The sequence below is a fragment of the Comamonas squillarum genome, from assembly GCF_025309455.1.
Lineage (GTDB): Bacteria > Pseudomonadota > Gammaproteobacteria > Burkholderiales > Burkholderiaceae_C > Comamonas > Comamonas squillarum.
The window spans coordinates 2974227-2998445 of record NZ_CP104377.1 but is presented as its reverse complement, the minus strand read 5'-3'; the positions used below and the strand labels follow the sequence as shown (position 1 = coordinate 2998445).

At 64.1% G+C, this 24219-nt stretch carries 25 protein-coding genes; 17 read left to right on the top strand and 8 right to left on the bottom strand.

What is annotated here, in order from left to right; all coding sequences use genetic code 11:
• Window positions 1–121 precede the first annotated feature (121 nt).
• Entirely contained in the window at window positions 122–2314 is a 2193-nt protein-coding gene (locus tag N4T19_RS13875; RefSeq protein WP_116926245.1) for a malate synthase G, read from the bottom strand.
• 397 nt (window positions 2315–2711) lie between these two features.
• On the opposite strand from N4T19_RS13875, the gene N4T19_RS13870 reads away from it, so the two are divergent.
• Both N4T19_RS13870 and N4T19_RS13865 read left to right on the top strand, forming a co-directional pair.
• Window positions 2712–3071 carry a hypothetical protein gene (locus N4T19_RS13870; protein WP_116926246.1) on the top strand — a complete coding sequence of 120 codons (360 nt, stop codon included), beginning with the start codon at window positions 2712–2714 and terminating at the stop codon, window positions 3069–3071.
• A 315-nt stretch (window positions 3072–3386) separates the two neighbouring features.
• The gene (locus tag N4T19_RS13865) at window positions 3387–3746 is read left to right on the top strand and encodes a hypothetical protein (RefSeq protein WP_116926388.1); all 360 of its coding nucleotides are present in this window, start codon (window positions 3387–3389) and stop codon (window positions 3744–3746) included.
• Window positions 3747–3817: 71 nt separating this feature from the next.
• On the opposite strand, the gene N4T19_RS13860 is transcribed toward N4T19_RS13865, so the two are convergent.
• Window positions 3818–4504, bottom strand: a complete 687-nt coding sequence (locus N4T19_RS13860; protein WP_260718300.1) for a response regulator transcription factor — start codon at window positions 4502–4504, stop codon at window positions 3818–3820.
• 96 nt (window positions 4505–4600) lie between these two features.
• On the bottom strand, window positions 4601–5851 hold the full coding sequence (locus N4T19_RS13855; protein WP_260718299.1) for a sensor histidine kinase: 1251 nt from the start codon (window positions 5849–5851) through the stop codon (window positions 4601–4603).
• Window positions 5852–6020: 169 nt separating this feature from the next.
• Here N4T19_RS13855 and N4T19_RS13850 point away from each other — a divergent pair, with 169 nt between their 5' ends.
• The 5 genes from N4T19_RS13850 to N4T19_RS13830 are packed head-to-tail and all read left to right on the top strand — an operon-like array spanning window position 6021 to window position 10581.
• Window positions 6021–6947 carry a LysR family transcriptional regulator gene (locus tag N4T19_RS13850; protein ID WP_021025057.1) on the top strand — a complete coding sequence of 309 codons (927 nt, stop codon included), beginning with the start codon at window positions 6021–6023 and terminating at the stop codon, window positions 6945–6947.
• A gap of 4 nt (window positions 6948–6951) precedes the next feature.
• Window positions 6952–7398 carry a DUF2214 family protein gene (locus tag N4T19_RS13845; protein WP_021025056.1) on the top strand — a complete coding sequence of 149 codons (447 nt, stop codon included), beginning with the start codon at window positions 6952–6954 and terminating at the stop codon, window positions 7396–7398.
• 41 nt (window positions 7399–7439) lie between these two features.
• Window positions 7440–9149, top strand: coding sequence for an arginine--tRNA ligase (gene argS, locus N4T19_RS13840; RefSeq protein WP_260718297.1), 1710 nt, complete (start codon window positions 7440–7442; stop codon window positions 9147–9149).
• A 26-nt stretch (window positions 9150–9175) separates the two neighbouring features.
• Complete coding sequence (locus tag N4T19_RS13835; RefSeq protein WP_116926251.1) at window positions 9176–9880, top strand: SPOR domain-containing protein; 705 nt, start codon at window positions 9176–9178, stop codon at window positions 9878–9880.
• Window positions 9881–9936: 56 nt separating this feature from the next.
• Window positions 9937–10581 carry a thiol:disulfide interchange protein DsbA/DsbL gene (locus tag N4T19_RS13830; protein ID WP_021025053.1) on the top strand — a complete coding sequence of 215 codons (645 nt, stop codon included), beginning with the start codon at window positions 9937–9939 and terminating at the stop codon, window positions 10579–10581.
• 69 nt (window positions 10582–10650) lie between these two features.
• Here N4T19_RS13830 and N4T19_RS13825 read toward each other — a convergent pair.
• Window positions 10651–12026 (bottom strand): IS3 family transposase gene (locus N4T19_RS13825; protein WP_260718296.1). Its coding sequence is split into 2 segments (ribosomal slippage): window positions 10651–11537 and window positions 11537–12026, totalling 1377 coding nucleotides; the frame shifts between segments, so codons are not numbered across the junction.
• Between the two features lie 128 nt (window positions 12027–12154).
• Here N4T19_RS13825 and lptA point away from each other — a divergent pair.
• The 3 genes from lptA to rpoN all read left to right on the top strand — a co-directional run bounded on the left by lptA (window position 12155) and on the right by rpoN (window position 15345).
• Window positions 12155–12823 carry a lipopolysaccharide transport periplasmic protein LptA gene (gene lptA / locus N4T19_RS13820; protein ID WP_260718295.1) on the top strand — a complete coding sequence of 223 codons (669 nt, stop codon included), beginning with the start codon at window positions 12155–12157 and terminating at the stop codon, window positions 12821–12823.
• A gap of 23 nt (window positions 12824–12846) precedes the next feature.
• Complete coding sequence (lptB, locus tag N4T19_RS13815) at window positions 12847–13623, top strand: LPS export ABC transporter ATP-binding protein (RefSeq protein ID WP_116926389.1); 777 nt, start codon at window positions 12847–12849, stop codon at window positions 13621–13623.
• Window positions 13624–13728: 105 nt separating this feature from the next.
• Window positions 13729–15345, top strand: coding sequence for an RNA polymerase factor sigma-54 (gene rpoN, locus N4T19_RS13810; protein WP_260718294.1), 1617 nt, complete (start codon window positions 13729–13731; stop codon window positions 15343–15345).
• Between the two features lie 75 nt (window positions 15346–15420).
• Here the strand turns inward: rpoN and N4T19_RS13805 are convergent, their stop codons facing one another.
• Together N4T19_RS13805 and N4T19_RS13800 are read right to left on the bottom strand one after the other, a co-directional pair.
• Complete coding sequence (locus N4T19_RS13805) at window positions 15421–16335, bottom strand: aspartyl/asparaginyl beta-hydroxylase domain-containing protein (protein WP_409515661.1); 915 nt, start codon at window positions 16333–16335, stop codon at window positions 15421–15423.
• Between the two features lie 147 nt (window positions 16336–16482).
• Window positions 16483–17235, bottom strand: a complete 753-nt coding sequence (locus N4T19_RS13800) for a hypothetical protein (RefSeq protein WP_260718293.1) — start codon at window positions 17233–17235, stop codon at window positions 16483–16485.
• A 197-nt stretch (window positions 17236–17432) separates the two neighbouring features.
• On the opposite strand from N4T19_RS13800, the gene N4T19_RS13795 reads away from it, so the two are divergent.
• The 4 genes from N4T19_RS13795 (at window position 17433) to N4T19_RS13780 (ending at window position 20943) form a co-directional block, all read left to right on the top strand.
• Window positions 17433–18710 carry a THUMP domain-containing class I SAM-dependent RNA methyltransferase gene (locus N4T19_RS13795; RefSeq protein WP_260718292.1) on the top strand — a complete coding sequence of 426 codons (1278 nt, stop codon included), beginning with the start codon at window positions 17433–17435 and terminating at the stop codon, window positions 18708–18710.
• The gene (locus N4T19_RS13790; protein WP_116926257.1) at window positions 18707–19201 is read left to right on the top strand and encodes a putative toxin-antitoxin system toxin component, PIN family; all 495 of its coding nucleotides are present in this window, start codon (window positions 18707–18709) and stop codon (window positions 19199–19201) included. The genes N4T19_RS13795 and N4T19_RS13790 overlap by 4 nt, the downstream gene beginning before the upstream one ends.
• 220 nt (window positions 19202–19421) lie before the next feature.
• Window positions 19422–19739 carry a DMT family transporter gene (locus N4T19_RS13785; protein WP_027010449.1) on the top strand — a complete coding sequence of 106 codons (318 nt, stop codon included), beginning with the start codon at window positions 19422–19424 and terminating at the stop codon, window positions 19737–19739.
• A 73-nt stretch (window positions 19740–19812) separates the two neighbouring features.
• Window positions 19813–20943, top strand: a complete 1131-nt coding sequence (locus tag N4T19_RS13780) for a 3-deoxy-7-phosphoheptulonate synthase (protein WP_260718291.1) — start codon at window positions 19813–19815, stop codon at window positions 20941–20943.
• A gap of 18 nt (window positions 20944–20961) precedes the next feature.
• Here N4T19_RS13780 and N4T19_RS13775 read toward each other — a convergent pair whose 3' ends face one another.
• Window positions 20962–21294: a YnfA family protein gene (locus N4T19_RS13775; protein ID WP_116926259.1), complete on the bottom strand. Its 333-nt coding sequence runs from the start codon at window positions 21292–21294 to the stop codon at window positions 20962–20964.
• On the bottom strand, window positions 21294–21692 hold the full coding sequence (locus N4T19_RS13770; RefSeq protein WP_260718290.1) for a hypothetical protein: 399 nt from the start codon (window positions 21690–21692) through the stop codon (window positions 21294–21296). Before N4T19_RS13770 ends, N4T19_RS13775 begins: the two co-directional genes overlap by 1 nt.
• A 143-nt stretch (window positions 21693–21835) precedes the next feature.
• Here N4T19_RS13770 and N4T19_RS13765 point away from each other — a divergent pair, with 143 nt between their 5' ends.
• From N4T19_RS13765 to N4T19_RS13755, 3 genes are all read left to right on the top strand, one after another.
• Window positions 21836–22618, top strand: a complete 783-nt coding sequence (locus tag N4T19_RS13765) for an IclR family transcriptional regulator (protein ID WP_260718289.1) — start codon at window positions 21836–21838, stop codon at window positions 22616–22618.
• Between the two features lie 83 nt (window positions 22619–22701).
• The gene (locus N4T19_RS13760) at window positions 22702–23817 is read left to right on the top strand and encodes a CaiB/BaiF CoA transferase family protein (RefSeq protein WP_182343806.1); all 1116 of its coding nucleotides are present in this window, start codon (window positions 22702–22704) and stop codon (window positions 23815–23817) included.
• Window positions 23818–23884: 67 nt separating this feature from the next.
• Window positions 23885–24217: a hypothetical protein gene (locus tag N4T19_RS13755; protein ID WP_116926263.1), complete on the top strand. Its 333-nt coding sequence runs from the start codon at window positions 23885–23887 to the stop codon at window positions 24215–24217.
• Window positions 24218–24219 lie beyond the last annotated feature (2 nt).

The following is a 24219-nucleotide window of genomic DNA, read 5'->3' as shown; positions in this document are numbered from 1 at the left end:
TGGGGCAGGCTTTGAACCGGATTAGCGGGGGTGCTATAAAAAAAAGCAGCCCATTGGGCTGCTCCTGGTGTTTACCCTAGGGCAAACCATGCGCTGTGCCGCGCAAGGCGGAGGCCTGCGTTCATGCGCCGGCCTTGACCTTCAGGCGCCAGGCGTGCAGCAATGGCTCGGTGTAACCCGAGGGCTGCTCCTTGCCCTTGAACACCAGGTCCAGTGCGGCCTGGAAGGCGGCACCCTGCGGGTTGGCCACTAGGCTCTTGTAAGCCGCGTCGCCTGCGTTCTGGCCATCGACCACCTTGGCCATGCGGGCGAAGCTGTCGCGCACCATCGCTTCGGTCACGATGCCGTGCTGCAGCCAGTTGGCGATGTGCTGGCTGGAGATGCGCAGGGTGGCGCGGTCTTCCATCAGGCCCACGTTGTGGATGTCGGGCACCTTGGAGCAGCCCACGCCCTGGTCGATCCAGCGCACCACATAGCCCAGGATGCCCTGCACATTGTTGTCCACTTCCTGCTGCTTGTCGGCATCGCTCCAGTTCGGGTTGGCGGCCACGGGTACTTGCAGGATGGCATTGAGCAGGTTGTCGCGCTCGGCATCGGCGCTGGTCTTTTCCAGCTCCTTTTGCACCTCGGCCACATTGACCTGGTGGTAGTGCAGCGCATGCAGGGTGGCGCCGGTGGGCGAGGGCACCCAAGCGGTGTTGGCGCCGGCCTTGGGCTGGGCAATCTTTTGCTCCAGCATGGCCTTCATCAGGTCGGGCATGGCCCACATGCCCTTGCCGATCTGGGCGCGGCCGCGCAGGCCCATGGTCAGGCCCACCAGCACATTGCTCTTTTCATAAGCGGGCAGCCAGGCGCAGGTCTTCATGTCCGCCTTGCGCACCATGGGGCCGGCGTACATGGCGGTGTGCATTTCGTCGCCGGTGCGGTCCAGGAAGCCGGTGTTGATGAAGGCCACGCGTGCAGGCGCTGCGGCAATCGCAGCTTTCAGGTTCACCGTGGTGCGGCGCTCTTCGTCCATGATGCCGAGCTTGACGGTGTTGGCAGGCAGCCCCAGCATCTGCTCGACGCGGCCAAACAGCTCGTTGGCAAAGGCCGCTTCGGCCGGGCCATGCATCTTGGGCTTGACGATGTAGACACTGCCGGTGCGGCTGTTGCGGATGCCCTGGGCGCCCTTGCCCTGCAGGTCGTGCATGGCAATCGCCGTGGTCACCACCGCATCCATGATGCCTTCGGGGATCTCTTTCTGGTCGGCACCCCAGAGGATGGCCGGGTTGGTCATCAGGTGGCCGACATTGCGCAGGAACATCAGCGAGCGGCCATGGAGCTTGAGGCTGTCGCCATTGGCGCCCGTGTACTCGCGGTCGGCGTTCAGGCCCCGGGTCACCGTCTTGCCGCCCTTGTCGAAGGACTCGGTCAAGGTGCCCTTGAGAATGCCCAGCCAGTTGGCGTAGCCGTTGACCTTGTCTTCAGCGTCCACCGCCGCCACCGAGTCTTCCAGATCGAGAATCGTCGACAGCGCCGCTTCCACCACCACGTCAGAGACGCCGGCGGCATCGCTGCTGCCAATGGGGGTGGCCTTGTTGATGATGATGTCGATATGGATGCCATGGTTCTTCAGCAGCACCGATTGGGGTGCGGCGGCATCGCCTTGGAAGCCGACGAACTTGGCAGCTTCGTGCAGGCCGGTCTTGCTGCCGTCCTTGAGCGTGACGGCCAGTTGGCCGCCTTCGACGGCGTAGCCGCTGGCATCGGCGTGCGAGCCTTTTGCCAGCGGCGCGGCCTGGTCCAGGAACTGGCGGGCATAGGCGACGACCTTGGCGCCGCGCACCGGGTTGTAGCCCTTGCCCTTTTCTGCGCCGCCGTCTTCGCCAATGACATCGGTCCCGTAGAGCGCGTCATACAGCGAGCCCCAGCGGGCGTTGGCCGCGTTGAGCGCATAGCGCGCATTGAGAATGGGCACCACCAGCTGCGGGCCGGCTTGCACGGCCAGCTCGGAGTCCACGTTCTCGGTGCTGGCCTTCACGTCTTGCGGCTGCTCGACCAGGTAGCCGATCTGGGTCAGGAACTGGCGGTAGGCCGGCATGTCGGTGATCGGGCCGGGATGGGCCTTGTGCCAGCTGTCCAGCTCGGCTTGCAGGCGGTCGCGCTCGGCCAGCAGGGCCGCGTTCTTGGGCGCCAGGTCAGAGACGATGGCATCAAAACCTTGCCAGAACGCAGCGGGCTCCACGCCGGTGCCTGGCAGCACCTGGGTGTTTACAAAGTCATACAGAACCTGGGCCACTTGCAGGCCGTGGACGGTGGTGCGTTCAGTCATGGTGTCTACCTTTCAATACTTAACAACTGCAGGTGCGCGGGAGCACCCATCAGCACACTTTATTCCATACCCGCCATGGCAATCAATCCATTAAAAACACTTTGATATATGACTTTTATGGATGTAATCAACGACTGTCAGCGCCTCGTTAGGGGGGGTGTGGATGTGATGGTTTGAATGATCTGATCCGACATATTTATATATCAAGCCTTTGTCAGGATGCTGTCGGCGTAGGCGCTGGCTTGCTGCAGCGCCCCTACCACAGCTGTTGCCCAAAAGTAGCAAGCCGTCAGAAAAAGCGCGCAAAGCTTGATGGAAATCAGAAATGATCAGATACAATCATTTTCATCAGGAGGCGGTAATTTCCCACGCGCCTTCGCTTCTCAGGAGTGTTTCCATGGCGAATTTGACCGACAGCTTGAATGATCTGATGTCTCTGGACGGCGCTTTGTGCGCAGCCGTTGTCGACTACAACAGTGGCATGATGCTGGCCAGCGCCGGCACTGGCGTGGACATGGAACTGGCAGCTGCCGGTAACACCGAAGTGGTGCGCGCCAAGATGAAGACCATCAAGGCCCTGGGCCTGAACGAGAACATCGACGATATCCTCATCACGCTGGGCAAGCAGTACCACATCATCCGTCCTTGCTCGCGTCTGGCCGGCATCTTTGTGTACTACGTGCTCGACAACAAGCGCGCCAACCTGGCACTGGCACGCCGCAAGGTGACCGACGTCGAAAGCGCGATGACCATGTAAGGCCGCGCCGCCACAGCGATGCTGAGCGGCCATGGTTGTTACCTGGCGTGCCGCCGTGGCACCGCCGCGTCGCAAATAACATACGCTTTGTTACGAGTTGCGGGCCGCGCTGCTGCACGCTGTTTTTGCAGGCGGCAACAAGCCAGACCATGCGCGGCTGCTATCCAAATGTCGAATATCTGCGCCGAATGCACCTGCCTGGGTGACAGCCGCATGCAGAGCATGATTGCTTCGATCAGAAGTGACTTATTAGAATCATCTATACCTTCATAAGGTGGTAGTGCTTGATATAGATCACATGGATTGGAGATCGACATGGCAAATCTGAACGACAGCTTGAGCGACTTGATGACGATGGACGGCGCGCTGTGCGCTGCCGTGGTGGACTACAGCAGCGGCATGATGCTGGGCAGCATCGGCAGCGGTGTGGACATGGAGCTGGCAGCAGCTGGCAACACCGAAGTGGTGCGCGCCAAGATGAAGACGATGAAGGCCCTGGGCCTGAACGACAACATCGACGACATCCTCATCACCTTGGGCAAGCAGTACCACCTCATCCGCCCATCGCAGAAGCTGGCCGGCATCTTCGTCTACTACGTGCTGGACAAGGCCCGCTCCAACCTGGCGCTGGCCCGCCGCAAGGTGGCCGATGTCGAATCGAACATGACCATGTAAACGACGTTGGTCGCCACAGCACAACGGGCCCGATGGGCCCGTTTGCTTTTGCAGCGCCCGTGCTGCGCAGGTTAGGCCGAGACCAGCGGCGCGCGGAACTGGTAGCCCACTTTTTGCTGCGATTGCAGCGGCACCGCCAGCGGCGTGGCCTTCTCGATGCGGCGGCGCAGGCGGTAGATGGTGGCGTGCAGGCTGTTGTCGGAGTCGCTGGCGGTCGGGTAGCCCAGCAGTTCACGGATCTGGTCGCGGCCCACGACGGCGCCCTGGGCTTTTAGAAAACACTGCATCAGCATCAGGTCGGTGGGGCTCAGTTCCACGCTCTGGCCATCGGGCGTCAGCAGCAGGCTGCGGTGGCTGTCGAGCTTCCAGGCCGTGGCGACCTGGGCGGTGGTCATGATGCGGCGGTGCACGGCGCGCACGGCCAGCTCCACCTGCTCGAAGGTCACCGGCTTGGTCAGGTACATGTCGGCGCCGGCATTGATGACCTCGGCAAACACCTCGGGGCCCAGCCGTCCCGAGACGATCAGCACGCCCGCCTGGTTGCGCTTGCGCAGAATGCGCAGAAGATCGGTGCCGTTGACGCCGGGCAGCATCAGGTCCAGCACATAGAAGTCAAAACGGTAGGGCTCGATATCGGCCAGCAGGTCGCTGCTGTCGTTGTAAACCTGTACCTGCACGCCCTGGTTGCGCAAGTGTTGGGCCAGAAATTCGCTGTATTCGGGGTCGTCGTCGACCAGGGCGAGCGTGGCGGGGAGCATGGTGGTTCCGTGAAATGGTGCAGTCGGTGAAAAGTCCTGAGAAGCGCGGTGCCAGCTTCTGCAGGGGCAAGCGGCCGGTGGCCATCGCGTGGCTGGCTAATCATCCAGCCCTTGGGGCAACTCGATACGCATGATGGTGCCGTTTGGCTGGCGCGGCAAGGCCTGCACCGTGCCCTGGTGCAACTGCACCACCGAGCGCACGATGAACAGACCCAGCCCGGCACCCGCCCGGTGGCGGTGCTCGGTGCCGCGCGTGCCTTTCTCGAACAGGCGCGGGCGCAGGCTGTCGGGGATGCCCGGGCCTTCGTCGATCACCTCGATGATCAGCGCCAGCGGGTCGTCCGAATCGGCCAGGCGCAGCAGCACGGGGCTGTCGACCGGCGCGTAGTTGAGCGCGTTGTTGAGCAGGTTGCGGATGGTCAGCCGCATCAGCGCCGGGTGCAGCTGCACCGTGCGCGCCTCGGCATCCCAGACCACCTGGATGCGCGGGCGGGCATCGGCAGCGATGTCGTGCAGCACCAGGTTGACCAGGGTGGGCAGATCGGTATCGGACGAGGCGCCAGCGCGCCCGCCCACGGCAAGAATAGTGCCGGCGGCCAGGGTGTTGTCCAGGGTGCCGATGACCTGCTGGAGCACATGCTCGGCGCGCAGCAAGGCCTTGGTGGCCGGCGTGGTCTGGCTCAGCTGCAGCTCGGCAATGGCCGACATGGTGGCCTGCATCGCGGCCGAGGCGTTGTTGAGCGGCTGGCGGATCTCATGCGAGAGCAGCTGCAGCATTTCGCTGTGCTCGGTGAGCATGGCGGTGCGCCAGTCCAGCAAGGTGCGCAGCTTGAGCAGCTCGCTTTTCTCCTCGGTGCGCTCCAGGTCGGTGGACGACAGCGCGGCCAGTTGCGCGCGCAGGTCATCCGCTTGCGCCGCATTGGCGTATTCGGCGCTGCAGTCCTGCATCAGCATCAGCACGCCCTGGGCGGTTTTGCTGCCTGCCGGCCCGGGCCAGAGGTGGGGCGAGAGGCTGATGCGGCGCCAGGCGACCTGGCCATGGGCATCGGTCTTGCACGTGTCGAACTGCTGGCGCAGGCCCTGGGAGGCGGCCTGCAGCGCCGCGTGGTGCTGCTGGGCAAAGTCGGGGGGCAGCGCTTCATCGAGCTGCTGGCCGACGATGCCGGTGGTGGGCACACCAAACCATTCGCACCACTGCGGCGTGGCCAGGCGCAGGCGCTGGTCACGGCCCCAGTAGGCCATGGCAACGGGGCTGCTGCCAAACAAGCGCAGCAGTTGCGCGGGGGCGTACCAGAGCGCGTCGGCGCTGGAGGGAGTGCTGGTGGGCGGCGTTGAAGCTGACGGCATAGGAGCGGGGGCGCGGGAAAAGAGCGGCTGTCAATGAGTGTCGCAGCGGGATGTGCGCTTTCATGCGCCCGCCAGGCCGGAGCCCCGATGATAATAGGCTGTGGCCCAGCCAGCGCGTCGCACAAGCGGCGGCCAGCGGGCTTTGCGTATTTTCTGTGTTCTGTCTGGTATGGATCGCCTCAAGCAGCTCGAATCATTTGTCGCCATCGCCTCGCGCGGCAGCCTCACGGCCGCTGCCAAGGCCGAAGGCGTGGCCCCGGCCATCATGGGCCGCCGGCTCGATGCGCTGGAGGAGCGCCTGGGCGTCAAGCTGCTGGTGCGCACCACGCGCAAGCTCACCCTGACGTACGAGGGCGCGGCCTTTTTGGAAGACTGCCAGCGCCTGCTGGCCGAGCTAGCCAGTGTCGAGGCCAGCGTCAGCGCCGGGGGCATCAAGGCCACTGGGCATCTGCGCGTGACCGCACCGGCCGGCTTTGGGCGCCGCCATGTGGCGCCGCTGCTGCCGCTCTACCATGCGCGCCACCCGGATGTGACGATCTCGCTGAACCTGAGCGACCGCCTGGTCGACCTGGCCGGCGAGGGCTATGACTGCGCGATTCGCGTGGGCGACCTGCCCGATTCCTCACTGGTCAGCGTGCGCGTGGCCGACAACCGGCGCCTGTGCGTGGCCACGCCCGAGTACCTGCGCCGCCGCGGCATTCCCCGCCACCCCAGCGAGCTGAGCCAGCATGACTGCCTGACCTTGTCGAGCGAGGCCTCGCAAACGCGGGGCTGGGCGTTTCGCATGCCGGCGGCCACTGGCGCCAGCGAGGTGGTCTACCTCAAGCCTGGCGGCCCGCTCGATTGCTCGGACGGCCAGGTGCTGCACGACTGGTGCCAGCAAGGCTGGGGCATTGCCTGGCGCAGCACCTGGGAGGTCGAGTCCGAGATTGCCGCCGGCCGCCTGGTCGAGGTGCTGGAGGACTTTGCTGCGCCGCCCAACGGCATCTATGTGATGTTCCAGCAGCGCAAGCACCTGCCGCTGCGGGTGCGCTTGTGGATCGATTTCGTCAAGCAGCACTACGAACGTGCCGATTTCTGGAAAAAGATGGAGTAACACGATGACTTTGGAAGCTGTTCTGGCCTGCCTGCACCTGCTGGCCTTGTTGACCATGGTGGTTTTTCTCTCCAGCGAGGCGGCGTTGTGCCGCGCCGAGTGGATGAATGGGGCCGTGGTGCAGCGCTTGGCGCGCCTCGATCTGATCTACGCCTTTGCCGCGCTGGCGGTGCTGGCCACCGGCCTGCTGCGCCTGTTTCTGGGCGCCAAGGGCGTGACCTGGTATGTCAGCCAGCCGCTTTTTCACCTGAAGATGACCTTGGTCGTCGTCGGCGTGGTGCTGTCCTTCAAGCCGACAGCCGTGTTCCGCCGCTGGTTACGGCAATTGCGCGACAATGGCGCTTTGCCCGGGGACGCCGAGGTGCGCGCCACGCGTAAATGGGTCATGTGGCAAGCCCATCTGATTCCCGTGATCGCCGCCGTCGCCGTGTTTTATGCCCGGGGCTGGTAAACCGGCCTGGCGCTGGTAACCGCTTCGTCTAAGTTTCAAATATGTTGCAAGTCAAAAAAGATTTGCTCGCAGTGCTTGCTGCCGAGCTCGAGAAATTGTCGCCTGGCGCAGGTAGCCGTGCGGCCTTTGAAACGCCCAAGGTGGCCGCCCACGGTGACTATGCCGTGACCGCCGCGATGCAGCTGGCCAAGCCGCTCAAGGCCAATCCCCGCGCGCTGGGCGAGCAGCTCAAGGCGGCGCTGGAGGCCGCGCCCGCCTTTGCGCAATGGGTGGATGCGGTCGAGATCGCCGGTCCAGGCTTTTTGAACCTGCGCCTCAAGCCCGCTGCCAAGCAGCAGGTGGTGCAGGAAGTGCTGGCCCAGGGCGAGCGCTTTGGCATGCAGCCGCCGCGCGATGAAAAGATCATCGTCGAGTTTGTCTCGGCCAATCCCACCGGTCCGCTGCACGTGGGCCATGGCCGCCAGGCCGCGCTGGGCGATGCGATCTGCAACCTCTACGGCAGCCAGGGCTGGAGCGTGCACCGCGAGTTCTACTACAACGACGCGGGCGTGCAGATCGACACCTTGACCAAGAGCACCCAGCTGCGTGCCAAGGGCTTCAAGCCCGGTGACGACTGCTGGCCCACCGACAGCGACAACCCGCTGGCCAAGAACTTCTACAACGGCGACTACATCGGCGATATTGCCCAGGCGTTCCTGGCCAAGCAGACCATCGAGGCCGATGACCGCGCGTTCACCGCCAATGGAGATGTCGAGGATTACGACAACATCCGCAACTTTGCGGTGGCCTACCTGCGCAACGAGCAGGACAAGGACCTGCAGGCTTTCAACCTCAAGTTTGACGAGTACTACCTCGAATCGAGCCTGTACCAGAACGGCCATGTGGACGAGACCGTCCAGCGCCTGATCGCCAGCGGCCACACCTATGAGCAAGATGGCGCGCTGTGGCTGCGCACCACCGACTTCGGTGACGACAAGGACCGCGTGATGCGCAAGTCCGACGGCACCTACACCTACTTCCTGCCCGATGTGGCCTACCACACGCAAAAGTTCCTGCGCGGCTACGGCAAGGCCGTCAACATCCAGGGCACGGACCACCACGGCACCATCGCCCGCGTGCGCGCCGGTCTGCAGGCGGTCAATGTCGGCATTCCCCAGGGCTACCCCGACTATGTGCTGCACACCATGGTGCGCGTGGTGCGCGGTGGTGAAGAGGTCAAGATCAGCAAGCGCGCCGGCAGCTATGTCACCTTGCGCGACCTGATCGAGTGGACCAGCAAGGATGCGGTGCGCTTTTTCCTGCTCTCGCGCAAGCCCGATACCGAGTACACCTTTGATGTCGACCTGGCCGTGGCCCAGAACAATGACAACCCGGTGTTCTACGTGCAGTACGCCCATGCGCGCATCTGCTCGGTGCTGCGCGGCTGGCAGGAGCAAGGCGGCGCTGGTCTGCCTGCGCTGAGCGGCATTGACCTGTGCGCGCTGCAAGGGCCGCAGGCCCAGGCGCTGATGCAGATGCTGGCCCAGTATCCCGAGATGCTGAGCAACGCCGCGGCTGGCAATGCGCCGCACGATGTTACGTTCTATCTGCGTGACCTGGCCTCGGCCTACCACAGCTACTATGATGCAGAGCGTATCTTGGTGGATGACGAAGCCACCAAACTGGCCCGTCTGGCACTCGTGGCAGCGGTCGCGCAGGTGCTGCGCAATGGCCTGGCCGTGCTGGGTGTGAGTGCACCAGAGCGCATGTGATTTTGCGAACAAAGGTAATAACTGCAATGCGACGACATCAACGTGGTGGAACCATCCTGGGCCTGATCCTGGGGCTGCTGGTGGGCGTGGGCGCGGCCTTGGCCGTGGCCGTGTACGTCACCAATGTGCCGGTGCCGTTTGTCAACAAAGGTGGCGTGCGCGGCGAGGCCAAGGACAAGGCCGAGGCGCAGCGCAACCAGAACTGGGACCCGAACTCGCCGCTCTATGGCAAGAACCCCGCGCGTGCGCCCGCGGCTGTGGCACCGGCCGCTCAGGGCGTGGTGGTGCCTGAGCCGCCGCGCACGGTGGCTGACAACGCCCCCGCGCCAGTGGAAAACAAGCCTGCCAAGCCCGAAGTGGTGCTGCCCGATACCACCAAGCCCGCTGACAAGCCGGCAGACAAGACCCAGGTGGCCAAGCTCGACCCCAAGGCCGGCCAGGGCGCAGATCCGCTGGGCGATCTGGCCAAGTCGCGCAGTGCCGATGGCACCGACGGCTTCCAGTACTTCGTGCAGGCCGGTGCTTTCCGCAGCCAGTCCGATGGCGATGCACAGCGCGCCAAGCTGGCGATGATGGGCTGGGAAGCGCGGGTGAGCGAGCGCGAAGTCAATGGCCGCACCGTATACCGGGTGCGCGTGGGCCCCTTCAACAAGCGCGATGATGCCGATGGCCTCAAAGGCAAGCTCGATGGCGCCGGCGTGGATGCGCAAATCGTCCGCGTGCAGCGTTGAACTTTTGGCGGTGCAGGGCACTCCTAACCGCAACTTGTCACTGGAGTTAACAAAACATGAAACGTCGTGAGTTTTCCACTTTGGCGGCTTCCGCTACTGCCGCCTCGGCGCTGAGCCTGCCTTTTGCCACCGGCGCCAACGCACAGGCCAAGTTCAAGGAAGGCAAGGACTACCTGAAGCTGGCCAAGCCCGTCACCCCCGATGCGCCCGCTGGCAAGGTCGAGGTGATCGAGTTCTTCTGGTACAGCTGCCCCCACTGCAATGCCTTCGAGCCGCAGTTTGAAGCCTGGGCCAAGACTGCCCCCAAGAACCTGCAGATCCGCCGCGTGCCTGTGGCCTTCAACAACACCTTTGTGCCGCAGCAAAAGATCTACTTTGCGCTGGAGTCGATGGGCCTGATCCCTGACGTACATGTCAAGGTTTTCCGTGCGATCCACGTCGAGCGCCAGCGCCTGAACAAGGACGACGAGATCTTCGCCTGGATGGACAAGAACGGCGTGGACTTGGCCAAGTTCAAGGAAGCCTACAACTCGTTCAGCGTCGCAGGCCAGGTGCGCAAGGCCACCCAGCTGCAAGAGTCCTACGGCGTCGAAGGCGTTCCATCGCTGGGCGTGGCGGGCAAGTACTACACCGACGGAACCCGTGCCGGCTCGATGAGCAACGTGCTGCAAGTGGTAGAGTTCCTGGCTGCACAAGGCTGAGCGGATTCCCCAACGCTTGAGACAGAGCCCGCGCACTGAACTGACCCCAAGAAGTTGGACAGTTGGAAGCTAGGGACTGAAGGCCTGAATCCGGTATTGCACTGGACTCAGGCCTTTTAGTTTTAGCTTGATGCGTTGGTGATTGTAGTAATGGATGTAGTGGTGAAGACCTTCTTGAAGCTGCGCCACACTGCTGAACTTGTTGAGGTGGAAGAACTCGGACTTCAAGGTTCCGAAGAAGCTCTCCATCGCTGCGTTATCCAAGCAATTGCCCCGACGTGACATGCTTTGCACCAGGCCATGATCGGCCAGCAAGCGGCGATAGGCACGACTTTGGTACTGCCAGCCCTGGTCGGAATGCAGCAATGGTTTTTCCTCCCTGCCCAGCTTGCCTAGCGCCTTGCGCAACATGTCACCCACCATCTTCAAGCGCGGTTGCGTATTCATCTGATAGCTCACCACCTCGCCGTTGAATAGATCCATGACAGGCGACAGGTATAGCTTTTTACCCAAGACGTTGAACTCTGTCACGTCCGTCACCCATTTCTGGTTAGGCTGCTCGGCCATGAACTGGCGCTGCAACACATTGGCCACGCCCGCGTGCTGCCCGGCGCGATAGGAGCGATATTTCTTGGGCCGAACCAGGGACTTCATCCCCATTACCTGCATCAGGCGCTGCACGCTCTTGTGGTTCACATGACAGCCATTGCGCTTGAGTTCAAGCGCAATGCGCCGATAGCCATAGCGTCCTTTGTGAAGCTCGTAGACAGATCGGATCTGAGCCTTGAGCTCAGCGTATTTGTCGCCTCTCCTGTGCACTTGAGCCTGGTAATAGAAGGTGCTGCGCGCCAGCTTACCTGCCCGCAGCAAGTCCTTGAGGTCGTGATCTGGCCTTAGCTCAAGCACTATCCGCGCTTTTTCTGCGCAGCTTGTTTTTTCGCCTGAACCAAGGCCTCCAATTTTTTTAGGTACGCCACCTCCGCGCGCAGGTACTTCACCTCTTTGAGCAAATCTGCGTGCGAACGCGTGTCGTCCGCAGACATAACTGCTTGTGCCTGTGCGGGCTTGGCTGTGGGTGGGTTTGGCATCTTCTTGGAGCGTCCTCTTGGCCGGGGTGCAAGTGCTTGCGGCCCACCGTCATGATATTGCAGCTCCCAGGCGCTGATGACACCCGTGCCACCCCGGATATCAAACAAGGTAATCGTCTCTCGTGCAGACAGATCATCTCGCCACATCCGCTGCAACACTGCCAGTTTGAAGTCAGCGCTGTAGCGACTGAACTTCTTGCGCAACCCTGATAGGCCATGCTGCTGGTAGCTCTTTACCCAACGTCGCACTGTCGCTTGGTCGAGACCGTGAGCATGGGCCAGTGCTCTGAACCCATGCTGCCCCTGCACGTAGCCCTGGACAACTTCCAGCTTGTAACTCTCGTCGTACTTCGCCATGAAAAACACCCCAAAGGTTGGATGGATGTCCAACTTTTGGGGTGCAGTTCACACGCGGGCTTTTTTGTGCCAGAAACGGCCTAACGCTCCAGCATGGCTACAATGGGGCAGAGCAAGATTCATGCCTTATGAGACACCGTATTTTTAACTCTTTGTTGGTGGCAGTGGCCCTGGCCGTGCCGCTGCTGTCGCACGCCGAGCGTGCAGACCGCACCAAGCCCATGAACATCGAGGCGGACGATGGCCGCCACGATGAACTCAAGCAGACCAGTGTCTTCACGGGCAATGTGGTGGTGACCAAGGGCACCATCATCATCCGTGGCGCGCAGCTGACCGTGAGCCAGGACCGCGACGGCTTCCAGCACGGCGTGGTGACTGCTGCGCCGGGCAAGCTCGCATTCTTCCGCCAAAAGCGTGACTCGGCCCCAGGCGCGCCTGACGAGTTCGTCGAAGGCGAAGGCGAGGTCATCACCTATAACGGCCGCGATGACACCGTGCACTTTGAGCGCCGCGGCGAGTTGCGCCGTTACCGCGAGACCACGTTGACCGACCAGGTCAGTGGCCCGCTGATCGTCTACAACAATCTGAGCGATACCTTCACGGTCTCCGGCCAAAAGGGCGCCCAGGCGGCGGCCGAACCCAAGCCCGGTGCGCCCAAGAAGGACCGCGTCCGTGTGATCCTGACGCCCAAGGCCGATGGCAAGGCGGACGACAAGGCCAGCGCCCCAGCCAAGCCCGCTGCCGATGACAAGACGCCATTGCGCCCCAGCACCCAACTGAACGACGGAGCCAAGTGACCGTGGCAGAAAACTCGTCGACCATTTCCGTCAACGCCCGGGTCGCCAACAGCGACCACCGCAGCCAGCTGGAGGTCTTGCACCTGGAGAAATCCTATGGCAGCCGCAAGGTGGTCAAGGACGTGTCGCTGTCGGTGCGCAAGGGCGAAGTGGTGGGTTTGCTAGGCCCCAATGGCGCGGGCAAGACCACCTCGTTCTACATGATCGTGGGCCTGGTACGCAGCGATGGCGGGGATATCCGCATCGATGGGCAGTCGGTGGCCAATATGCCGATCCACCAGCGCTCGCAGCTGGGCCTGTCCTACCTGCCGCAGGAGGCCTCGATCTTTCGCAAGCTCAGCGTGCAGGACAATGTGCGCGCCGTGCTGGAGCTGCAAAAAGATGAGCATGGCAAGCCGCTCTCGCGCGCCGAGGTCGAGCGCCAGCTCACCGCGCTGCTGCAGGAGCTGCGGGTCGAGCACCTGCGCGAATCACCGTCAGTCGCGCTGTCCGGCGGCGAGCGCCGCCGGGTCGAGATCGCCCGTGCGCTGGCCACCCAGCCCCGTTTCATCCTGCTCGACGAGCCTTTCGCCGGCATCGACCCCATCGCCGTGATCGAGATCCAGCGCATTGTCGCCTTTCTCAAGGAGCGCGGCATTGGCGTGCTGATCACCGACCACAATGTGCGCGAAACCCTGGGTATCTGTGACCATGCCTGCATCATCAGCGATGGCAAGGTGCTGGCCGCCGGGACGCCGCAAGAGATTGTGGAGAACGCAGAGGTCCGGAGGGTGTATCTGGGTGAACATTTCCGTATGTGACACCGCACGCCTTGGCGGGCGTGCCAGCCAAGATGCCGTCCCGCGCTGCGGGGCCGGCAGGGCTGATCCGTTGCCAGCTGCCCCAGCCCGTGTGGAGGCGCAGCCATGATGCCGTCGCTGTCGCTGCGCGTATCGCAGAACCTGACCCTGACCCCCCAGCTGCAGCAGTCGATTCGCCTGCTGCAGCTGTCCACGCAGGAGCTGACACAGGAAGTCGAGCAGATGCTCGACGAAAACCCGTTTCTGGAGCGCGAGGGCGATGAGGCCCCCGAGGCTGAAGCCCGTAAAGAAGCCGCTGAATCTGCCGAAGCTGCAGACGCTGCAGACGCAGCCGACAAGGGTGCCGATACTGCTGCCAGCACCGACACCAACAACAGTAGCGATTTCGAGCCCGGAACCTCCGACCAGCCGCTGGATTTTGCTGCGGGCAAGGAAACCGGCGTCGATGCCGAGGCCGCTGCCGGCGATTCGGCATCGGACTGGGAAGAGTGGGGCGGCGATCTGCCCGCCCGCTCCAGCGCCAGCGATGACGACGACGAGACGCCGATGTCCGACCGGCGCAGCGAGCACCTGAGCCTGCAGGATGTGCTGCACCGCCAGGCCTTGTCGCTGCGCCTGTGCCAGGAAGACCGGGCCGCGCTCTACTTTCTGATTGAATCACTGAACGACGACGGCTACCTCGAAGAAACGCTGGCCGAGCTGGCGCAAAGCTTTGGCGATGCCTCGGATCCCGAACGCTACGAAGCCCTGCTGCACCACCTGACCGTGGCGCTGCGCTTGCTGCAAAGTCTGGAGCCGATTGGCGTGGGCGCGCGCAACCTGTCCGAATGCATGCAGCTGCAGATCAAGGCCCAGCAGCGGCTGTTGGATGAAGAGGGCTCGGACACGCCCGAGGCCGATGCGCTGGCGCTGGAGACCGCTTTGCTGGTCTGCCAGGAATCGCTGGAGCTGCTGGCGCGCCGTGATGTGCGCAAGCTGGTGCAACTGACCGGATGCAGTGATGCCGCGGTGCGCAGCGCGCTGGCGCTGATCGCCAAGCTCGAGCCCCGCCCCGGCCGGCCCTATGCCGATGTGGACCGCAACACCATCATCCCCGATGTCCTCGTGCGACCCAGCAATGAGCGCGGCCTGCCGGTGCCCGGTTTCAGCGTGCAGCTCAATGCCGAGGTGATGCCGCGCCTGCGCGTGCAGGATGTCTACGCCAATGCCTTGCGCAGCCACAAGGGCAGCGAGGGCCATGGCGCGCTGCAGCAGCGGCTGCAGGAGGCGCGCTGGTTCATCAAGAACATCCAGCAGCGCTTTGACACCATCTTGCGCGTCTCGCAGGCCATCGTCGAGCGCCAGCGCAATTTCTTTGTCCATGGCGAGCTGGCGATGCGCCCCATGGTGCTGCGCGAGATTGCCGATGAGCTGGGCCTGCACGAGTCCACCATCAGCCGCGTGACCACGGCCAAGTACATGGCCACGCCGCAGGGCACGTTCGAGCTCAAGTACTTCTTTGGCTCGGGCCTGGGCACCGAGACCGGCGGCAGTGCGTCGAGCACGGCGGTCAAGGCGCTGATCAAGCAGCTGCTGGACGAGGAAAGCGCGAAAAAGCCGCTGTCGGATGCAAAAATCGCCGATCTGCTGCAGGCCCAGGGCATTGAATGCGCGCGCCGCACGGTGGCCAAGTACCGCGAGGCCATGCGCATCCCGCCGGCCAGCCTGCGCAAGGCGCTGTAAGCGCAAGCAGCCAGGGCCCATAAAAAAACCGCAGTTGCGTTAGGCACTGCGGTTTTGCTTTGAGACGGAGCCGCTTTACTTTGGCCACAGCCACCAGATGAACAAGGCCAGCACGGCCAGCATCAGGCCAAACTTGGTGAGCTTGTAGGCCGTCTTGTTCCAGGCCTTGAAGCGGCGGCGGTACTGGCCCATGTAGAACGAGATCTTGAAGATGCGGCTGATGAAGCCGCGCGGATCGCCTTCGTTGTTGGGCGAGCTGGCGGCAGCGACCACATGCGTGCCCAGCCAGCGGTTGAGCCACTGCGCAAAGCCATTGGTCATCGGGCGCTCGACATCGCAGAACAGCACGATGCGGTTGCCTTCGGACCGGTTCTCGGCCCAGTGCATAAAGGTCTCGTCAAAGATCACGCCTTCGCCCTCGCGCCAGCTGTAGGGCGTGCCATCGACCTCGATCATGCAGCGGTCATCATTGGGCGCCAGCACAGCGAGGTGGTAGCGCAGCGAGCCGGCATAGGGGTCGCGGTGCAGGTTGAGCTTGGCGCCGGGCGGCAGCTCGGCAAACATGGCCGCCTTGATGCCGGGGATGGACTGCACCAGCGCCGTGGTCTTGGGGCACAGCTCCATCGCAGACGGGTGGGCCTGGCCGTACCACTTCAGGTAGAAGCGCTTCCAGCCGGTCTTGAAGAAGGAGTTGAAGCCCGCGTCGTCGTTGTTGGCCGCGGCCTTGATCTGCATGGCCTGGTGCAGACCGATGGCCTCTTCGCGGATCTCGCGCCAGTGGGCCTGCAGGGGGGCCAGGTCGGGGAAGGTGCTGGTGGGCAGGTAGGGCGTGCGCGGTACCTTGCTGAACATCAGCATGAAAACATTGAATGGCGCCGTGAACGTGGAGTGGTCAAACAGCTGGCGCAGCAGCTTGTGCCGCACCTTGCCACGCAGGTGCATGTAGAGGCCGCAGCCAAAGAAAAGCAGCACCAGGGCCAGAACGATGATTTTTGCCATAGACAGCGATTTTAGCGACTGTGCTGTGGCGGCTGTCTGCGCAACCGCAAACTGGCGCGCGGCAAGGGCTGCGGGGCGGTGGGATGGCCTGCTGGCAGCAGGCCTATTGCGGTTTGGTCAATGGCAAGCCAGGTGGGCTTACCTGGGCTGGGCGGCGAAGGCGGTTTTCAGGCGCTGCAGCATCTCGCGGTTGAGCTGGCGCTGCTGGCCGCTCCAGTGCGTCATCGCCTTGTTCAGCTCGGCCTGCAGGCCATTGGCCGTCTGCCAGTCACCCTGGCCCGCAGCCCAGATCGCGTACTCGGCCATCACATCGAAGCTGCCCGAGTGCTGGCGCGCAAAATCAAAGCTCTTGCGCGCCATCGCCTGGTCGCCCAGCTGGGCGTAGGCCTTGGCCACCAGCAGGCCCACGGCCTCGGCGCGGAAGTGCACATCGGCCTGGGCAATCACGCGCAGCTGCTGCAGCGCCTGCTGCGGATGGCCGGCCTGGTAGGCCGCTTGCGCAGCGCCCCAACGGATATCGAGGTCGTTGGCAAACGGACCCTTCATGCTGGCCTCAAAGTGGCCAAAGGCCTGCTCGGCCTGGCCATTGGCCAGCAGGGCCTGGGCCAGGCGGATCTGGTTCTGCGCGGTGGGGCTGTAGTCGTAGGCGGCCTGGGCTTCGCGCACCTCGCGGGTCGGGTCCAGCGCCTTGACGGCGTTGCTCGCCAGGCTGCGGGCATGGCGCTGCAGGCGCGAATTGGGCAGGTAGATGGCAAAGAAATACACCACGCTGCCCAGGAAGGGGAAGGCCAGCAGCACAAACAGCCAGTAGTTGTTCTGGCCGCTGCGCACGGCGTGGACCGCAAAAAACAGCGCAATGATGACGTGTACGCCAGCTCCGAGGTAGGGCATCCGCATTCTCTCTGAGTGATGGAGGGGAAGGGCGGCTGCACCGAGGGCTGCGGCCCGCTCTGGGGCCAGACTATAGCAGCCAGCCACCCGTTACCGCTGCGCTATAGGAGCCGGGCTGCCGAATGCCACTGGCACAGTCCACATTCCCGTGCGCTTGGCAGACAATGGGGCAAGCGCGTATGCTTGCCCCCCTGCTTATGAACCAACTGCATTTGTTTTTGCCCTGCGCCGCCGGCGTCGAGGGCCTTTTGGCGGACGAAGTCCATGCCATCACCGGCGCCAGCGGCCAGGACCTCCTGGTGGCGCGCGGCGGCGTCATGCTGCGCGGCATGTGGCGCGATGCGCTGCTGCTGAACCTGCACAGCCGCCTGGCCCAGCGCGTGCTGGTCGAGCTCTCGCACAGCATGTACCGCAACGAGAACGACCTCTACCGTGCCGCCAGCGAGGTGGCCTGGGAGATCTGGTTTTCGCCCAAGGAGACCTTCAAGATCGAGGTCACCTCCCAGCACAGCCCGCTGACCAGCCTGAACTTTGCGGCGCTGCGCGTCAAGGATGCGATTGCCGACCGCTTCCGCGAGCGCCGCCACGGCGTGCGCCCCAGCGTGGAGACGCACCACCCCGATGTGCGCGTGCACCTGCACCTGACCACCGATGGCGCCACCATCTATATCGACACCTCGGGCGAAGCGCTGTTCAAGCGCGGCTGGCGCGAGGACAAGGGCGATGCGCCGCTCAAGGAAACGCTGGCCGCGGCGATGATTGCCGCGAGCGGCTGGGACCCGCACGGCGACGACCCGCAGCCGCTCTACGACCCCTGCTGTGGCAGCGGCACGGTGCTGATCGAAGCGGCCCAGATCGCGCGCAAGATCCCGGCCGGCATCCTGCGCCGCTTTGCGTTTGAAAAGCTGGTGCCTTTCCAGCGCCATGTCTGGGAGGCGATGCTCGATGAGGCCGAGCGCCAGATCCTGCCCCAGAGCCCGGTGGGCATCTATGGCTCGGACATCTCGTTCCGGATGGTCGATTTTGCCCAGCGCAATGCCGAGCGCGCCGGTGTGGCCGAGACCATCGAGCTGCGCGGCGGCGATGCGCTGCAGCGCATGCCCCCCTGCGAGCAGCCCGGCATGATGCTGCTCAACCCGCCGTATGGCGAGCGTATCGCGGCGGCGGGCGCTGCTGGCCGCAATGCGGCCGAGCGCATGGGCCATGTCGAGCGCGCAGGGCGCGAGACGGCGCAGACCGAAGATGGCGGCGAGTTCTTCACCCAGCTGGCCAGCCACTGGAAAAAGAACTACAGCGGCTGGAGCGCCTGGATGCTGACGCCTGACCTCAAGCTGCCCGGCAAGATGCGCCTGAAGGAATCGCGCCGCACCCCCATGTGGAATGGCCCGATCGAGTGCCGCTTGTTCCGCTTTGACATGATCAAGGGGGCGCTCAAGCCCCGGGGAGAGCAGCCCGCGCCAGGCGGTCAACCATGAAGGTGGTGCTCAAGTGGCCAACGTGCAATGAAGGTTACACCGGACCGCTTCCCCGGCCGGTGGTGCTGGACACTAATGTGGTGCTCGACATGCTGATCTTCGATGACCCGCATATCCCGCCGATCCGCACGCTGGTGGCCCAAGGCGCACTGCGCTGGATTGCCGACGAGGCCCAGCGCATCGAGCTCGAACGCGTGCTGCACTACAGCCAGATCGCTCCGCGCGTGAGCTACTACGGCAAGACGCCCGAGGGCGTAATGGCCGCCTTTGATGCCGCCGTGCAGTATGTCGATGCCGCGCCCAAGATTCGCTTTAGCTGCACCGATCCGGACGACCAGCATTTTCTGGACCTGGCCAGCCAGCACCAGGCCTTGCTGGTGAGCAAGGACAAGGCGGTGCTCAAGCAGCGCAAACGAGTGGCCACCTACTACGGCGCCACCGTGGGCAACCTGCTGCAGATGGAGCCTGCCGAGGCCCAAGCGCTGGCCTGAGCGCCCGCGCCAGCACAGGGCGGGCGCGGCTTCAACTGTTGCGCCCCAACCACCCATGGCCTGGCGGGCGATGCGCGGCCTGTGCGGCCGGTCTGGGCGCGCGCCGCTATCATGGGACCCATTGCGCAGGGACGGCCCTGCATGGCGCTGCAGCAGCGGCGCGCACCACCGCCAGGACGGCCTGGCCATTCCAAATTTCCCTTTGTTCAAGGAGTTCGATATGGCCTGGGTGTATTTGCTGGTTGCCGGTGTGCTGGAAGTGGTGTGGGCGTTCACGATGAAGCAGTCCCATGGTTTTACCAATATCAAATACAGCGCAATCACGCTGGTGGCAATGATTGCCAGCTTTGGTCTGCTGTCGGTCGCGATGCGCAGCCTGCCGCTGGGCACGGCCTATACGATCTGGACGGGCATTGGTGCCGTAGGTGCCTTTATCGTGGGCATCACCGTGCTGGGCGAGGCGCTGACACCGATGCGCGTCGTGGCGGCCTTGCTGATTGTCAGCGGTTTGGTACTGATGAAGCTGTCCTCGTCCTGAATGCCTGCGGGTGGCTGCAGCGGGGATGCCTTAGGCCTGTGAACGTGTTTGCAGGCCCTGCGACAATAGCGGGATGACCGATTCCTCTACCGCTGCAGGCACCGTGCCTCGCAAGTCCCCGTCCCGGCTTTCCACGGTTGACAAGACCCGCATCGATGACACCCGCATCAAGGTGGTGCGGCCGCTGATCACGCCCGCCTTGCTCGAGGAGTGGCTGCCGATCACCGACGAGGCCTACCAGCTGGTGGAATCGAGCCGCGCGGCCATCTCCAAGATCCTGCACGGGCAGGACGACCGCCTGGTCGTCGTGGTGGGCCCTTGCTCCATCCACGACCATGACCTGGCAATGGACTATGCCCGCCAGCTCAAGGTGCAGGCCGAGGCTTTGAAGGATGACCTGCTGGTGGTGATGCGCGTGTACTTCGAGAAGCCGCGCACGACGGTGGGCTGGAAGGGCTATATCAACGACCCGCACCTCGATGGCAGCTTTGCCGTCAACGAGGGGCTGGAGCTGGCGCGCCGCCTGCTGCTCGATATTCTGGCGCTGGGCCTGCCAGCCGGCACCGAGTTTTTGGACCTGCTCTCGCCGCAGTTCATCAGCGACCTGGTCAGCTGGGGCGCCATTGGCGCGCGCACCACCGAAAGCCAGAGCCACCGCCAGCTGGCCAGCGGCCTGTCCTGCCCGGTGGGCTTCAAGAACGGCACCGATGGCGGCGTCAAGGTGGCGAGCGACGCGATTTTGGCGGCGCAGTCCGAGCATGCCTTCATGGGCATGACCAAGATGGGTCAGAGCGCCATCTTCGAGACCCGGGGCAACCAGGACTGCCACATCATCCTGCGCGGCGGCAAGCAGCCCAACTACAGCGCGGCCGATGTGCAGGCCGCCTGCGAGGTGCTGGCCAAGGGTGGCCTGCGCGAGCAGGTGATGATCGACCTGTCGCATGCCAACAGCAGCAAGCAGCACCGCCGCCAGATCGAGGTGGCCGCCGATGTGGCCCAGCAGGTGGCAGGGGGCAACCGCCGCATCACCGGCGTGATGATCGAGAGCCATATCCACGAAGGCCGGCAGGACATCGTAGAAGGCCAGCCGCTCGCCTATGGTGTCTCGCTCACCGATGCCTGCATCAGCATGGAGCAGACCGTGCCGGTGCTGGCCCAGCTGGCGCAAGCGGTGCAGGCGCGCCGCGCTGCCAACCAAGGCTAAAACCAGGCAGGCGCAGGTTTAACGCTGCGCCGCGCCCAGCATGATCACACCCATGCCGGCCAGGCACAGCAGCACGCCGGCGATATCCCAGCTGCTGGGGCGGATGCCATCGACCAGCCACAGCCAGGCAATTGCCGTCGTCACATAGACCCCGCCATACGCGGCATAGACCCGGCCCGATGCGGTCGGGTGCAGGCTCAGCAGCCAGACAAAGGCCAGCAGCGCCAGCGCCGCGGGCAGCAGCACCCAGACCGGCGCCTTGTCCTTGAGCCAGAGATAGGGCAGGTAGCAGCCCACGATCTCGGCAATTGCCGTCAGCACAAACAAGGCGGTGGTGGTCAGCAGGGACATCAAGGGGCTTTCTCAAACAGAGGCAGGCGGGCGGCCAGGTCAGGGTCGTGCAGCGCCAGTTGCTGCAGCTGGGCAAAGGCCGGCGCTGCAGCGGGCACGATGGTGTTGCCGCAGACCTGGGTATAGCCATCCAAAAACGAGGCGGCCAGCTCGGCGCTGTTCAGCCAGATGTCGGCGCAGGCCAGAAGCGCTGCGCATGCAGCCTCGCTGCGCCCCAGCTGGGCGATGGCCCAGAGCGCGGCCTGGCTTTCGACCTCGTCCAGATCGGCATGGTCTTGCACCAGCAGGTCCAGCGCCCGCTGCTGCTCTGCGGCAGACAGCTGCTGCCCGGCCAGCAGGCGGCCAATTTCGGCAATGGCGGGCACGCGTGAGGGCATGCCGTATTGGTTCAGGCTCATCGGTGGGAGTGTTGCAGATAACCGCCACGTAGGCGGCTGGGGGCAGCAAGCGAGCATGCAAGCTGCCCATAGCGGATCATTCCCGATTAGAATTTCATAAATTGAGACATTAGTCTCGTAATAAGTAACTTATATACTGAAATATGAATTCTGAAGCGGATGGAAAACTGGTCAGCGCCTTGGTGCGCGGCGTCAGTATTTTGCAGTGCTTTAACAACAAGCAGCAAGAACTCAGTGGCAAAGAGCTGATGGACCTGACGGGTTTGCCCAAACCGACCTTGTTCCGCCTGACCGAGACCCTGTGCGAGCTGGGCCTGCTGCGCTATTCGGAGCGCCTGTCCAAATACGTGCTGGGCATAGGAGTGCTGAACCTGGCCTCGCCGCTGCTATCGCGCATGACGGTACGCCAGTTTGCCCGCCCGCAGATGCAGGAGCTGGCCAACTACATGGGCGGCCAGATCCAGCTGGCCGTCGGTGAGGGCCGGCGCCTGGTGCTGGCCGAGCTGGCCAATGGCATGGACAACAAGGTCTTCACGCCCGAGATCGGCGTGGCCGTCTCCTTGGTGCGCACAGCGACGGGCCGCGCCTACCTGCTGGGCCAGAGCGAAGCCGAGCGCCAGGCCTATCTGGACGAATTGGATGGCCGCGCGCCCGAGCGTGCTGCGCTGCTGCGCGAGCGCCTGGACGATGCGCGCCACGACCTGGCCCTTCACGGCTTTTGCCGCAGCCATGGCGATCTGCACCGCGAGATTCTGTCGATCGCCGTGCCGCTGTCGCAGCCCATCGATGGCGAGCGCTGGGTGTTTGGCGCCTCGGTCCCCACCTACAACCCCAAGAGCCGCGAGCTGGAGACCGACATCGGCCCGCGCCTGGTGACCCTGGTGCGCTCGCTCGAAGGGCTGATTGGTACTTCCAGCCTATCCTGACCTAACCCGGCGGGGCCTGCCCGGCCAGATCTACCTGGCCGGACCTGAAGGCGCAACGCAAACAACAACCACAGGAGACAAGCATGAAAGTATTGGACGGCATCAAGGTGCTGGAGATTGGTGGCCTGGGACCGGGCCCGTTTTGCGCGATGCACCTGGCCGACCTGGGCGCCGATGTGATCTCCATCGTGCGCGAGGAAAAGGGCGCAGCGCCGACGGGCAACCTGCTCAACCGGGGCAAGCGCTCGGTGTTTGCCGACCTGAAAAGCCCCGAGGGCAAGGCCCTGGTGCTGGCCCTGGTGCAAGGGGCCGATGTGCTGATCGAAGGCATGCGCCCCGGCGTGATGGAGCGCCTGGGCCTGGGCCCGGCCGAGTGCCATGCCATCAATCCGGCCCTCGTCTATGGCCGCATGACCGGCTGGGGCCAGAGCGGCCCGCTGGCCCCGCGCGCCGGCCATGACAACAATTACGCAGCGGTCTCAGGTGCGCTCTGGGGCTGCAGCCCGGCCGATGCGCGGCCCGTGTCGTCGTTTGCGATGGTGGGCGATATCGGCGGCGGCGCGCTCTACCTGATGACCGGCCTGCTCGCCGGTGTGATCCAGGCGCGCAGCAGCGGCAAGGGCTGCGTGGTGGATGCTGCCATTGTCGATGGCGCCGCCCATATGCTGAACCTGGCGCTCAGCGCCCGCCAGCGCGGCATCGTGGCTGATGTGCGCGGCCAGAGCATCCATGACAGCGCGCCGTTCTACGAGACCTATGTCTGCGCCGATGGCCAGCACATCACCATTGGCAGCATCGAGCCGCAGTTCTATGCGCTGCTGCTGCAGACCTTGGGCCTGGCCGATGACCCAGACTTTGCCGCGCCCCAGTCGCAATGGGACAAGGCGCTGTGGCCGCGCCGCCGTGCGCGCCTGCAGGCGCTGTTCATCACCGAGCCGCGCGCGCACTGGCAGCAGGTGTTCGAGGGCAGCGATGTCTGCTTTGGCGCTGTATTGAGCCCCTTGGAGGCCGCTGGCCACCCGCATATGCAGGCGCGTGGTGTGTACCACGAGCAAGGTGGTGTTTTGCAGGCAGCGCCCGCACCGCGCTTTGACGGCCAGGCCTATGACACCCCCGAGATGTGTGCCGCTGGCGCGCATACCGAGGCCGTGCTGGCGTTGGTGGCTGCAGGCGATGCCAGCGCCGCCTGGCGCCGCTAAGCTTCCCAGGTGCGACAATGCGCTGCCCAGACAAGGTCTGGCTGGGCACCGATGAAGGGACCTGCCGATGGGCATCGTGGTTTTTTACCTGCGCAACAAGGCCGAGGATGCCGAGGGCGTGCCGCCCGACTGGCAGCCGCAGTGCCTGGCCTATAGCGACAAGCAGATGAGCGAGGCGCTGGCGCAATGCCAGCGCCTGCGTGCCGACCCGCGCCATGCGCATGTGGTGATGTCGTCCGAGCTGCGCGACATGGTCGGGCAAATAGGGGTGGCCGCCGTTGAAGACGGCCGCACGCCCGATGGCGAGCACTATGACTGGAGCAAGGCCGGGCGGGCAGGGATGAGCCGCCGCAATGCGATGGAGCCGCCCAAAACGCGCGGCAGCGCCAGCAACGAATAAGC

Bases quoted from the DNA above. Each gene is read 5' to 3' on its own strand.
- N4T19_RS13875 (WP_116926245.1), bottom strand. From the start codon at position 2,314: ATGACTGAACGCACCACCGTCCACGGCCTGCAAGTGGCCCAGGTTCTG.
- N4T19_RS13870 (WP_116926246.1), top strand. From the start codon at position 2,712: ATGGCGAATTTGACCGACAGCTTGAATGATCTGATGTCTCTGGACGGC.
- N4T19_RS13865 (WP_116926388.1), top strand. From the start codon at position 3,387: ATGGCAAATCTGAACGACAGCTTGAGCGACTTGATGACGATGGACGGC.
- N4T19_RS13860 (WP_260718300.1), bottom strand. From the start codon at position 4,504: ATGCTCCCCGCCACGCTCGCCCTGGTCGACGACGACCCCGAATACAGC.
- N4T19_RS13855 (WP_260718299.1), bottom strand. From the start codon at position 5,851: ATGCCGTCAGCTTCAACGCCGCCCACCAGCACTCCCTCCAGCGCCGAC.
- N4T19_RS13850 (WP_021025057.1), top strand. From the start codon at position 6,021: ATGGATCGCCTCAAGCAGCTCGAATCATTTGTCGCCATCGCCTCGCGC.
- N4T19_RS13845 (WP_021025056.1), top strand. From the start codon at position 6,952: ATGACTTTGGAAGCTGTTCTGGCCTGCCTGCACCTGCTGGCCTTGTTG.
- argS (WP_260718297.1), top strand. From the start codon at position 7,440: ATGTTGCAAGTCAAAAAAGATTTGCTCGCAGTGCTTGCTGCCGAGCTC.
- N4T19_RS13835 (WP_116926251.1), top strand. From the start codon at position 9,176: ATGCGACGACATCAACGTGGTGGAACCATCCTGGGCCTGATCCTGGGG.
- N4T19_RS13830 (WP_021025053.1), top strand. From the start codon at position 9,937: ATGAAACGTCGTGAGTTTTCCACTTTGGCGGCTTCCGCTACTGCCGCC.
- lptA (WP_260718295.1), top strand. From the start codon at position 12,155: ATGAGACACCGTATTTTTAACTCTTTGTTGGTGGCAGTGGCCCTGGCC.
- rpoN (WP_260718294.1), top strand. From the start codon at position 13,729: ATGATGCCGTCGCTGTCGCTGCGCGTATCGCAGAACCTGACCCTGACC.
- N4T19_RS13800 (WP_260718293.1), bottom strand. From the start codon at position 17,235: ATGCCCTACCTCGGAGCTGGCGTACACGTCATCATTGCGCTGTTTTTT.
- N4T19_RS13795 (WP_260718292.1), top strand. From the start codon at position 17,433: ATGAACCAACTGCATTTGTTTTTGCCCTGCGCCGCCGGCGTCGAGGGC.
- N4T19_RS13790 (WP_116926257.1), top strand. From the start codon at position 18,707: ATGAAGGTGGTGCTCAAGTGGCCAACGTGCAATGAAGGTTACACCGGA.
- N4T19_RS13785 (WP_027010449.1), top strand. From the start codon at position 19,422: ATGGCCTGGGTGTATTTGCTGGTTGCCGGTGTGCTGGAAGTGGTGTGG.
- N4T19_RS13780 (WP_260718291.1), top strand. From the start codon at position 19,813: ATGACCGATTCCTCTACCGCTGCAGGCACCGTGCCTCGCAAGTCCCCG.
- N4T19_RS13775 (WP_116926259.1), bottom strand. From the start codon at position 21,294: ATGTCCCTGCTGACCACCACCGCCTTGTTTGTGCTGACGGCAATTGCC.
- N4T19_RS13770 (WP_260718290.1), bottom strand. From the start codon at position 21,692: ATGAGCCTGAACCAATACGGCATGCCCTCACGCGTGCCCGCCATTGCC.
- N4T19_RS13765 (WP_260718289.1), top strand. From the start codon at position 21,836: ATGAATTCTGAAGCGGATGGAAAACTGGTCAGCGCCTTGGTGCGCGGC.
- N4T19_RS13760 (WP_182343806.1), top strand. From the start codon at position 22,702: ATGAAAGTATTGGACGGCATCAAGGTGCTGGAGATTGGTGGCCTGGGA.
- N4T19_RS13755 (WP_116926263.1), top strand. From the start codon at position 23,885: ATGGGCATCGTGGTTTTTTACCTGCGCAACAAGGCCGAGGATGCCGAG.